The sequence below is a fragment of the Mesorhizobium sp. M7A.F.Ca.US.002.01.1.1 genome (genome assembly GCF_004022955.1).
Lineage (GTDB): Bacteria > Pseudomonadota > Alphaproteobacteria > Rhizobiales > Rhizobiaceae > Mesorhizobium > Mesorhizobium ciceri.
In genome coordinates this window covers 1-9,695 of sequence record NZ_RZQE01000213.1, presented here as the reverse complement: position 1 = coordinate 9,695, position 9,695 = coordinate 1, and the positions used below count along the sequence as shown (strand labels likewise).

The window sequence follows — 9,695 nt, the reverse complement described above, 5'->3', positions numbered from 1 at the left end:
CTTTACAAATATTTGTATTTATGTGAAGTCATGACGATTGAAGGATCGACCATGACAGCCACTCGTTTCGCCACGCGCCTAAATTCCTTTGCCTCGCGGCCGCAGGCCGAATGGCCTGATCTTACCGGCAAGCCGTCGCTGCTGCAGATGGCGGCGCGCGCCGCCAAGGTCGGCGGGCTTACCGATCTCGACCTCAACTTTCCCGACCATGTCACTGAAAAGCCTGCGGAAATCGCCCTCAAACTGAGCGATCTCGGGCTTTCTATCAATGGCTTTGCCATGCGCTACTACTCCAACCCCGCCTTCAAGCTCGGCGCCTTCACCAATCCGGATCCGGCGGTGCGCCGCGAGGCCATCGACCTGACCAAAGCCGGCATCGATGCCGTGCGTGAGGCCGGCGCCAGCCTGATGACGCTGTGGCTCGGCCAGGATGGCTTCGACTACGCCTTCCAGGCCGACTATGTGACGCTTTGGCAACACGAAATCGAGGGGATTCGTGAAGTAGCCGCGCATGATCCCGACTGTCAGATCAGCCTTGAGTACAAACCGAACGAACCACGCTCCTACAGCCTGATGCCGGATGCGGCGACGACCTTGCTGGCGATCCGCGATGTCGGCCTGCCCAATCTGGGCGTCACCCTCGATTTCGCCCATGTGCTCTATGCTGACGAACAGCCGGCCTTTGCCGCGGCCCTGGTGGCGCGCCACAGCAAGCTGCTCGGCGTGCATCTGAACGACGGCTACGCCAAGCGCGACGACGGCCTGATGGTCGGCGCGGTGCACACGCTGCAGACCATCGAGCTGCTCAGGCAGATTCGCCGCGACGGTTACGCCGGCGCCATCTATTTCGACACGTTCCCCGACATGACCGGGCTCGATCCGGTGCGCGAGTGCGAAGTCAACATCGCCACCGTCAAGCGCATGCTGCGCGTCGTCGACCGGCTGGAGCAGGACAATCGCCTGTCCGCCGCCATGGACAGCCAGGATGCGGTGACGTCGCAGGCCATCATCCAGGAAATCATGCTCGGGCCGGATAGCTGAGGCATCCGCACCATTATCGTTTTCAACAAGGGAGGAATACAATGAAACTTCTGCTTGCCACTGCTACCGCCGCACTGATGGCGCTGTCGATCGGCTCTGCCTTTTCGGCCGACCTCGCGCCGCTCAATTCCGACACGGAAAAGGACCGCATCGACTGGTCGCAGGTCGAGGCCAAATTCGGCGCGTTCCCCAAGCTGCCCGAAGGCACCAAGGCAGGCGCCGTCTCCAAGACGCTGACCAATGAATACTGGCGCTCGCTGGGCGAGGGCTACACGGCATTCGGCGCCAAGGTCGGCGTTCCCGTCGTCTATCAGGCAGCGCAAAGCGAGGGCGACCAGCTCGGCCAGCTCACCATTGCCGAAGGCCTGGTGACCCAGGGCTACAACGTGCTGCTCGTCTCGCCGCAAACGGATGCCAATCTGCAGCCGATCATGGAGCAAGCCAAGGCCGCCAACGTGCCGGTGGTCAACGTCAATGACGCCGTCATCCCGCAGGCCGAACATTATGTCGGCAATGTCCAGCGCGACAATGGCGTGCGCGTCGCCAAATGGTTCATCAAGAACCGTCCGGATGGCGGCAAGGTCGCCATCGTCGAAGGCCAGGCTGGCGTCTATGCCGCCGTGCAGCGCACCGACGGCTTCAAGTCGACCATCACCGAGGCAGGCAAGTTCGAGGTCGTCGCCAGCGTTCCCGGCAACTGGGACCGCCAGACCTCCTATGATGCGGCCACCAACATCCTGCAGCAGCACCCCGACCTGATCGGCTTTTATGCCAACAATGACGGCATGGCGCTCGGCATCGTCGAGGCAGTCAAGGCCGCCGGCCTGCAGGACAAGGTTGCGGTCTTCGGCACCGACGGCATTTCCGACGCCTATGCCTCCATACGGGCCGGCGAACTGACCGGCACGGTCGACAGTTTCCCGGTGCTGACCGGCGAAGTGGCGTTGGAAACTGCTCTGCGTCTCGTCGCGGGACAGAAGCTGCCCCGCGTCGTCGCCACGCCCCAGGCACTGATCACCAAGGACAATGCCGACCGCTATTCCGGCGCCGGCGCGCGCAAGGCACTGCTCGAGGACGCGGCTGCGGGCCAGTAAGGCCAATCGGCGAGTGCCGGCCAGAGCAATTCGCTCCCGCCGGCACCGTTGCCCGGAGATAGAACCCAATGTCACCCCGGCTGCAATTCCAGGGCATTTCCAAGCTGTTTCCGGCCGTGCGGGCGCTTGACGGCGTGTCGTTCTCGGTAGGTGCCGGTGAAATCCACGGCCTGCTCGGGGAAAATGGCGCCGGCAAGTCGACGCTGCTGCGCATCCTGTCTGGCGTCCACACGCCGACAGCGGGAAGCGTCCTCATCGACGGCAAGCCGGTTACACTCGCCAACCCGGTCGCCGCACGCGCTGCGGGCGTCGCCATGATCCATCAGGAATTGCAGCAGGTACCACGCCTTAGCGTCGCCCAGAACATGTTCTTAGGCCATCCGCTGACGCGCGGCGCCATCTTCGTCGCTCGGCGCGAACAGGAGCGCCGTGCTGCGGAGGCTCTTGCGGCCATCGATCCCTCCATCGATCCGGCTGCACCCCTCGGTACCCTGAAGGTGGCGCAGCGGCAGATTGTCGAGATCGCCCGCGCGCTGCTCGATCGCGCCCGCATCGTTGCCATGGACGAGCCGACATCGAGCCTGACGCCGAGCGAATTCGAACGGCTGGCGCAAGTCATCACCGGCCTCGCCCGCGACGGCGTCGCCGTCGTCTATGTCTCGCACAAGCTGGACGAGGTGTTCGGCATCTGCCGGCGCGCCACCATCATGCGCGATGGCGTCGTCGTCGATTCCGTCGATCTGAACGACCTGTCGGAGAAAGCGGTCGTGGCGATGATGGTCGGCCGCGAACTGGCGCAGGAGCAGCATAATTCCCATGCCACGAACAAGGTCATGCTGAGCGCGCGTGGCCTCTCCTCGGCGACGAAGGTGCGCAACGTGTCGTTCGATCTGCATCGCGGCGAGGTGCTGGGCATTGCCGGCCTGGTCGGTTCCGGCCGCACTGAACTGCTGCGGCTCTTGGCCGGCGCCGATCGCGCCACGGCCGGGACGATTGCAATCGACGGCAAGGCGGCACGGTTCTTCAGCCCGCGTGACGCGATTGCCGCCGGCGTCGGACTGGTGCCGGAGGAGCGCAAACGCGAAGGCATCGTGCCGCTGCGCTCGATCACCAGCAATATGGCGCTGGCCTCGATGGCCGTGTTCGCGCCGCGCGGCCTCATCGATCACGCCAGGTTGAAACAGGTGGCGGCCGAGAAGATGAGCCGCGTCAATCTGCGCCCATTCCTGCTCGACCGGCCGATCCGCCTGTTCAGCGGCGGCAACCAGCAGAAGGCGATCATCGGCCGCTGGCTGGCGGCGGGAACACGCATCCTCTTGTTCGACGAGCCGACGCGCGGCATCGATGTCGGCGCCAAGGCGGAGATCTATCATCTGATCGAGGAACTCGCCGCCGAGGGCCATGCGGTGGTCGTCGTCTCCTCCGAACTGCCCGAGGTGATCCGGCTTGCCGACCGCGTGTTGGTCATGCGCGACGGCACCATCGCCGCCGAACTCGATAGGGCAAATCTCTCAGAACAGGCGATCGCGGCGCACGCCATCCCGCAAACGCAAACGCCGGCCGCACAGCCGGCAAGGCAGTAGGTGACGGATATGTCGGATGCCACTCTGGTGCGGTCCCAGGCCGAATTCCTGCGCGGTGTTTCCATGCGCGACGCCGGCACGCTGATCGGGCTTGTCGTGATCCTGGCCGTGTTCGGCGCGCTGGTGCCCGGCTTTTTCGCCGAGCGCAACCTGATCAACATCCTGCAGCAGTCGAGCATCAATGCCTGTCTGGCGCTGGGCATGACGCTGGTCATCATCTCCGGCGGCATCGACCTGTCGGTCGGGCCGACGGCAGCACTCTCGGCCGTCATCTCGGCCTCTATGATGGTCGCCGGCGTGCCGTTTCCGCTGGCCATCGCCGCCGGCTTCGCCATTGGTCTTGCCTGCGGCCTCGTCAACGGCGTGCTCGTCGCCCATGTTGGGCTGCAGCCCTTCATCGTCACGTTGGGAACGCTCAGCACCTATCGGGCACTGGCGCTGATCTACACCGGCGGCAATCCGGTCCTCGGCCTGCCCCCAGGCTTTCGCGCCGTCTTCAACGGTTCGCTGTTCGGACTGCCTCTGGCGGTCGTCATCGTCGCCTGCGTGGCTGTCGTCGCCTGGGTCGTTTTGAAGAAGACGCCCTTCGGCGAATATCTGCTCGCCGTCGGCGGCAACGAGGAGGCGGCCTACATCGCCGGCGTGCCGATTGCCCGCACCAAGATCGCCGCCTACATGATCTCAGGCCTGCTGGCGGCGCTTGCCGCGCAGATCCTGATCGGCCGGTTGGGCGCCGCCGAACCCATCCTCGGCAATCTCTGGGAGCTCGACGCCATCGCGGCTGCCGCCATCGGCGGCGCCTCGCTGATGGGCGGCAAGGGCAGCGTCGTCGGCACCATCCTGGGCGCCGTCATCCTCGGCGCCATGCGCAACGGTTTGACGCTGATGAACGTCCAGTCCTTCTATCAGCTTCTGGCAACTGGTCTTATAATCCTCGCCGCGATGCTTATCGATCGCGTGACGAGGGGGCGTGGATGACCTTGAGCGGGCTGGACCTGAAAGCGGTAGGACCGCGCATCCGCATGATGATGCCGCATCTCACTCCGCTGGAGGCGAAGGTGGTGGAAACCGTCTTCGGCCGGCGCGGCTTCGACGAGAGCATTCCGCTGAAGCAGATCGCCGAGGAATCCGGCGTGTCCGAGGCGATGGTGGTCAAGATCGCCAAGAAGCTCGGCTTTTCCGGCTATCGCGACTTCCGCACCGCCGTCTATGAGTACAGTCGCCTGCCGACCGCCGAGATGCACCAGGAACTGTCATCCGACGACAGTTCGGCCGAGATCGTGCAAAAAGTGTTCCGCACCTCCATCCAGGCGCTGGAGGAGACGCTGGCGATCCTCGACATCGAGGATTTCGACCGCGCCGCCGAGCTGCTCTTCCGTGCCAAGAACCGGGATTTCTATGGCGTCGGCGGCTCGGCGCAGATCGCGCGCGACGTTTCGCACAAATTCCTGCGCATCGGCATCCGCGCATCCGTCTACGACGATTCGCACATGATGCTGATGTCGGCCTCGCTGCTCGGCGGCGACGACATCGCCGTCGGCTTCTCGCATTCGGGCAACACGTCGGCCGTTATCGACGCCATTCAGTTGGCCCGCAAGAACGGTGCCCGCACGCTGGCCATCACCAATTACGACAACTCGCCCCTGGCCGCCGTCGCCGATATCGTTCTGTGCTCGACCGCGCAGGGTTCGCCGCTGATGGGCGAGAACGCAGCGGCCCGCATTGCCCAGCTCAACATTCTCGACGCGTTGTTCGTCGCGGTGGCGCAGCGCGACTATCAGGCGGCGGAGCGAAATCTCGGCCGCACTATGTCGGCGGTGACATCGAAACGAAAAGACCGGGGCTCATGACGACAACGCCGCTGGTGACCGTGTTCGGCAGCCTGCATTACGACATTATGGTCGACGCGCCCGACCGCCCGCGCAAGGGCGAGACGGTGACCGGCCATGCCTGGCACCCCAAATGCGGTGGCAAGGGCGGCAACCAGGCCGTCTCGGCGGCGCGAGCCGGTGTGTATGCGGCGATGATCGGCGCCGTCGGCGACGATGATTTCGGGCGGGCGTTGCTGGCCAATCTCGATCGCGCCAAGGTCGACCGCCGCTTCGTGCGGGTGGCCGCTGGCGCCGGCTCCGGCATGAGCGTGGCGATCTTCGACCAAGGCGGCGACTATGGCGCGGTGATCGTCTCGGGCAGCAATCTGGCACTGGGCCATGCCGACAGTGCCTCTGCTTCCGATGTGGTGGGACAGACGGCGGTGCTCCTGCTGCAGAACGAAGTGCCGGAAGCCGCCAACATTGCCGCCGCACGCGCAGTCAAGGCACGGGGCGGCCGCGTCGTGCTCAACGCGGCCCCCGCGCGCAAACTCTCCGAGGAGTTGATCGCCCTGGTCGACATATTGGTGGTCAACGCCATCGAGGCGGAATTCCTGGCTGGCACGGCAGTGGTCGAGACACTCGACGGGGCCGCGCAAGCCGCACGGCTATTGGCCGATCTCTATCCCGTGGCGATCGTCACGGCGGGCGGCGAAGGCGTCGCCTGTTGCGACCGGAGCGGCGAGGCCTTTGCGCTGTCCGCCATCCCGGTCAAGGTCGCCAGCACGCATGGCGCCGGCGATGAATTCGTTGGCGCGCTGGCCGCGGGACTTGCCCGTGGGCAGACCATGCGGGCGGCCATCACCGCCGCCAACGCGGCTTCGGCCTTGCTGGTCTCGACGCCAGAGGCCGAGCGCGACGGCATCTGACCGGCTGGTTTCCGTCTTGCCAGACCGCAGCAGCGGCCGCCTATCCTTGCGGCCTCGCGCGAATTCCGCTAAGGCGCGCCTTTGTCGCCGGGGAACACGGACTTGGACGATCAACGCGCCGACGTCGCCATCATCATGGGCAGCCAGTCCGACTGGGCGACGATGCGCCATGCCGCCGAAACGCTGGAAGCACTTGGCATCCCGCACAAGCGGCTCATCATCTCCGCGCATCGTACACCGGACCGGCTCTATGATTTCGCCAAGGGCGCCAAGGCGGCCGGTTACCAGGTGATCATCGCCGGCGCCGGCGGTGCAGCACACCTGCCCGGCATGACGGCGGCGATGACGCCATTGCCGGTGTTCGGCGTGCCGGTGGAATCGAAAGCGCTTTCCGGGCAGGATTCGCTGCTGTCCATCGTCCAGATGCCAGCCGGCATTCCCGTTGGAACGCTGGCCATAGGCAAGGCTGGGGCCGCCAACGCAGCCCTTTTGGCCGCCGCCGTGCTGGCCCTGAACGATGACAGCCTTGCCGTCCGTCTGGATGCCTGGCGCGCCGCGCAGACTGCCAAGGTCGCGGCTGAACCGACGGATACGCCGTGAGCCTGCCCGCCGGATCGACCATCGGTATCATTGGCGGCGGCCAGCTCGGCCGCATGCTGGCTGTTGCTGCCGCCCGTCTCGGCTACCGCACCGTGGTGCTGGAGCCGCAAGCGGATTGCCCGGCCGCACAGGTCGCCAACCGGCAGATAACAGCCGCCTATGACGACCCGGCCGCCCTTGCCGACCTGGCAGCGTCAAGTTCCGTCATCACCTACGAGTTCGAGAACGTCCCGGTCGCAGCGGCCAGCGCGCTGGCGGCCAAGGTTCCGGTCTATCCGCCGGCGCGTGCGTTGGAAGTGGCGCAGGACCGGGTGGACGAAAAAACATTCCTCAACGGCATCGGCATTGCCACCGCCGATTTCCACACCGTCGACAATGATGACGAGCTGGCGGCGGCGCTGAAAGCATTCGACGGCAGCGGCATCCTGAAGACCCGGCGCATGGGATATGACGGCAAGGGCCAGCGCGTCTTCCGCAACATGGAAGCCGGCGGTTTTGCCGGCACATGCGAGGCGATGGGCAATGTGCCGCTGATTCTGGAGTCCTTCGTGCCGTTCGAGCGCGAGATATCGGTGATCGCGGCGCGTGGGCTGGACGGTGCGGTTGTCGCCTACGATCCAGCCGAGAATATCCATCGCAACGGCATTCTCCACACATCGACCTTGCCGGCCGCCATTATGCCGGAGACGGCGCAAGCAGCCCGAACGGCCGCATCGAAGATCCTTGCGGCGCTCGACTATGTCGGTGTCATCGGCGTCGAGTTCTTCGTGCTGGCCGATGGCTCGCTGCTGGCCAACGAGATCGCGCCGCGCGTGCACAATTCCGGCCATTGGACGGAAGCCGCCTGTGTCGTTTCGCAGTTCGAGCAGCATATCCGCGCCATCGCCGGCCTGCCGCTCGGCGGCCCGGACCGCCATTCCGACTGCGTGATGGAAAACCTGATCGGCGACGATGTGCTGCGCGTCCCGGAGCTTCTCGCCGAGCCCGATCTGATGCTGCATCTCTACGGCAAGACCGAAGCGCGGCCCGGCCGCAAGATGGGTCATTTCACTCGGATCAGACGTCGCGCCTCATAAGGTTGCCTACTGCGCGTCGTCGCTCTCGTCCTGCCCTGTATTGGCGCAACTCCCATCGCCTTCCTCGCAATTGGCCGCGGCAGCGAGCTGCTTGACGCGGTCATTGGTCAATCTGGGTCAGGCATTGCGAAACTTCCATCGAATGGATCGATCCGCCTTCGCTGGCGGCGGTGGAATGCGCGCACTCGGCATCGCGAAAAGTGATCCAGGCGCGTTGCGCCACCTGCAGCAATCTCTTGCCGTTGGCATCGTCCGAGCTGGTGAGGTTCTGATAGGCCGTGTTGAGCCTGGCGTCGGCCGCCTGGTAATCCTCGCCGGCACAGATGTTCATCATTTGCTGGCTGTCGTCGCTGCGGTCGCATTCCTGCGCGCGCGCAACCGAAGCTGCCGCCAGCAGGACAAGGCAGGCGGCCAGGAACATCCGGCGCATAGTCGTCTCCAAATCATTTCACGGCGACCGCATCATCCCAGCCGGCCCAGGGCCGCGCAATGCCGCAAGGCAGACATGGCGGATAATTGATGACAGGGATGATTCACAGCCGCTATGGAGCACGCTTGCGGTTGACAGGGACAAGGCTCCTCGTTTATGAGCCACCCACAGTTCAAAGGCGCGTCTTCTGGCGCGCCTTAAAATTTCGACCCAACCGGGTCCACACCGACAGGCAAGACCATGAAGATCAAGAATTCGCTCAAGGCGCTGAAGGCGCGTCACCGCGACAACCAGCTGGTTCGCCGCAAGGGCCGCATCTACATCATCAACAAGACCGCCCCGCGCTACAAGGCACGTCAGGGCTGAGTTTTCGGGCAGGAGGCTGTCGCCTCCGCCCATTTGATGCTTGTCGCCGTCTGCCGGCCTTTTCACGCCAAATTCAGTTTGACGTTCTCTCGCCCGGGACTAGAGTCCGGCGATGCGGATTCCTTTTGCATTTTTGACATCTCTGCTTGTTTCCGGCGTCATTTATGGCCCGGCATGGGCGGATGGTGCTGTCGCGCCGCCGTCCACTCAGGATGCGCCGCCCGCCCCAACGACGAAACAAGCCCGCCTCGATCAGCTGTTCAGCGACTTGAAACGCGAACGCAACGAAAAGGCGGCGGAGCGCATCGCCGGCAACATCTGGAGCGAGTGGTCGCAATCCGGCAGCGCCTCGATCGACCTGATGATGCAATGGTCGCAAAAAGCCGTCGAGGGCCAGAAGTTCGACGTCGCGCTCGATTTCCTCGACCAGGTGGTGACTTTGCAGCCTACTTATGCCGAGGGCTGGAACCGGCGCGCCACCGTCCATTTCATGATGAAGAACTACGGCAAGTCGATGTCCGACATCGACCATACGCTGCAGCTCGAGCCGCGCCATTTCGGTGCGCTGTCCGGCCTGGCGCAGATCATGGCGTTGACCGGCCACAAGCAATCGGCGCTCGAGGCCTGGCAAAAGGTGCTGGCCATCTATCCGATGATGCGCAGCGCCCAGGACCAGGTCGGCACGATTTCGGAGGAACTTGCCGGTGAAGGCATTTGATTGCTCTAGGGGAGTAAGGGAATAGGGCAGTAAGACAGTAGGGGCAG

The 9,695-nt window shown here is 64.5% G+C and carries 10 protein-coding genes and 1 pseudogene; 10 read left to right on the top strand and 1 reads right to left on the bottom strand.

The features are described 5' to 3' along the window. Positions 1–51: 51 nt before the first annotated feature. From EN932_RS20195 to EN932_RS20160, 8 genes are all read left to right on the top strand, one after another. Entirely contained in the window at positions 52–1,041 is a 990-nt protein-coding gene (locus EN932_RS20195; RefSeq protein WP_127369939.1) for a TIM barrel protein, read from the top strand. Positions 1,042–1,082: 41 nt separating this feature from the next. Next, complete coding sequence (locus EN932_RS20190) at positions 1,083–2,135, top strand: substrate-binding domain-containing protein (protein ID WP_024502965.1); 1,053 nt, start codon at positions 1,083–1,085, stop codon at positions 2,133–2,135. A 68-nt stretch (positions 2,136–2,203) separates the two neighbouring features. Continuing rightward, positions 2,204–3,718 carry a sugar ABC transporter ATP-binding protein gene (locus tag EN932_RS20185; RefSeq protein ID WP_027162481.1) on the top strand — a complete coding sequence of 505 codons (1,515 nt, stop codon included), beginning with the start codon at positions 2,204–2,206 and terminating at the stop codon, positions 3,716–3,718. Between the two features lie 9 nt (positions 3,719–3,727). Further along, complete coding sequence (locus tag EN932_RS20180) at positions 3,728–4,696, top strand: ABC transporter permease (RefSeq protein WP_032899090.1); 969 nt, start codon at positions 3,728–3,730, stop codon at positions 4,694–4,696. Further along, positions 4,693–5,568, top strand: a complete 876-nt coding sequence (locus EN932_RS20175) for a MurR/RpiR family transcriptional regulator (RefSeq protein ID WP_013529211.1) — start codon at positions 4,693–4,695, stop codon at positions 5,566–5,568. Before EN932_RS20180 ends, EN932_RS20175 begins: the two co-directional genes overlap by 4 nt. Then, on the top strand, positions 5,565–6,458 hold the full coding sequence (locus tag EN932_RS20170) for a ribokinase (RefSeq protein WP_013529210.1): 894 nt from the start codon (positions 5,565–5,567) through the stop codon (positions 6,456–6,458). The genes EN932_RS20175 and EN932_RS20170 overlap by 4 nt, the downstream gene beginning before the upstream one ends. Positions 6,459–6,560: 102 nt before the next feature. Beyond that, the gene (gene purE / locus EN932_RS20165) at positions 6,561–7,058 is read left to right on the top strand and encodes a 5-(carboxyamino)imidazole ribonucleotide mutase (RefSeq protein WP_063169171.1); all 498 of its coding nucleotides are present in this window, start codon (positions 6,561–6,563) and stop codon (positions 7,056–7,058) included. Continuing rightward, positions 7,055–8,134 (top strand): 5-(carboxyamino)imidazole ribonucleotide synthase, encoded by a 1,080-nt coding sequence (locus EN932_RS20160; RefSeq protein WP_127370002.1) that lies wholly within the window; start codon positions 7,055–7,057, stop codon positions 8,132–8,134. The genes purE and EN932_RS20160 overlap by 4 nt, the downstream gene beginning before the upstream one ends. A 6-nt stretch (positions 8,135–8,140) precedes the next feature. On the opposite strand, the pseudogene EN932_RS20155 reads toward EN932_RS20160, so the two are convergent. Next, a pseudogene (locus EN932_RS20155) lies at positions 8,141–8,564 on the bottom strand (lysozyme inhibitor LprI family protein). 240 nt (positions 8,565–8,804) lie between these two features. Here EN932_RS20155 and ykgO point away from each other — a divergent pair. Together ykgO and EN932_RS20145 are read left to right on the top strand one after the other, a co-directional pair. Continuing rightward, complete coding sequence (ykgO, locus tag EN932_RS20150) at positions 8,805–8,930, top strand: type B 50S ribosomal protein L36 (protein ID WP_006203764.1); 126 nt, start codon at positions 8,805–8,807, stop codon at positions 8,928–8,930. A gap of 112 nt (positions 8,931–9,042) precedes the next feature. Further along, positions 9,043–9,648: a hypothetical protein gene (locus EN932_RS20145; RefSeq protein WP_063169173.1), complete on the top strand. Its 606-nt coding sequence runs from the start codon at positions 9,043–9,045 to the stop codon at positions 9,646–9,648. Positions 9,649–9,695: the final 47 nt, after the last annotated feature.

What these genes read in the sequence shown, in the direction of transcription:
- EN932_RS20170 (WP_013529210.1), top strand. Translation starts at nt 5,565, where the DNA reads ATGACGACAACGCCGCTGGTGACCGTGTTCGGCAGCCTGCATTACGAC.
- EN932_RS20180 (WP_032899090.1), top strand. Translation starts at nt 3,728, where the DNA reads ATGTCGGATGCCACTCTGGTGCGGTCCCAGGCCGAATTCCTGCGCGGT.
- EN932_RS20195 (WP_127369939.1), top strand. Translation starts at nt 52, where the DNA reads ATGACAGCCACTCGTTTCGCCACGCGCCTAAATTCCTTTGCCTCGCGG.
- ykgO (WP_006203764.1), top strand. Translation starts at nt 8,805, where the DNA reads ATGAAGATCAAGAATTCGCTCAAGGCGCTGAAGGCGCGTCACCGCGAC.
- EN932_RS20145 (WP_063169173.1), top strand. Translation starts at nt 9,043, where the DNA reads ATGCGGATTCCTTTTGCATTTTTGACATCTCTGCTTGTTTCCGGCGTC.
- EN932_RS20190 (WP_024502965.1), top strand. Translation starts at nt 1,083, where the DNA reads ATGAAACTTCTGCTTGCCACTGCTACCGCCGCACTGATGGCGCTGTCG.
- EN932_RS20185 (WP_027162481.1), top strand. Translation starts at nt 2,204, where the DNA reads ATGTCACCCCGGCTGCAATTCCAGGGCATTTCCAAGCTGTTTCCGGCC.
- EN932_RS20175 (WP_013529211.1), top strand. Translation starts at nt 4,693, where the DNA reads ATGACCTTGAGCGGGCTGGACCTGAAAGCGGTAGGACCGCGCATCCGC.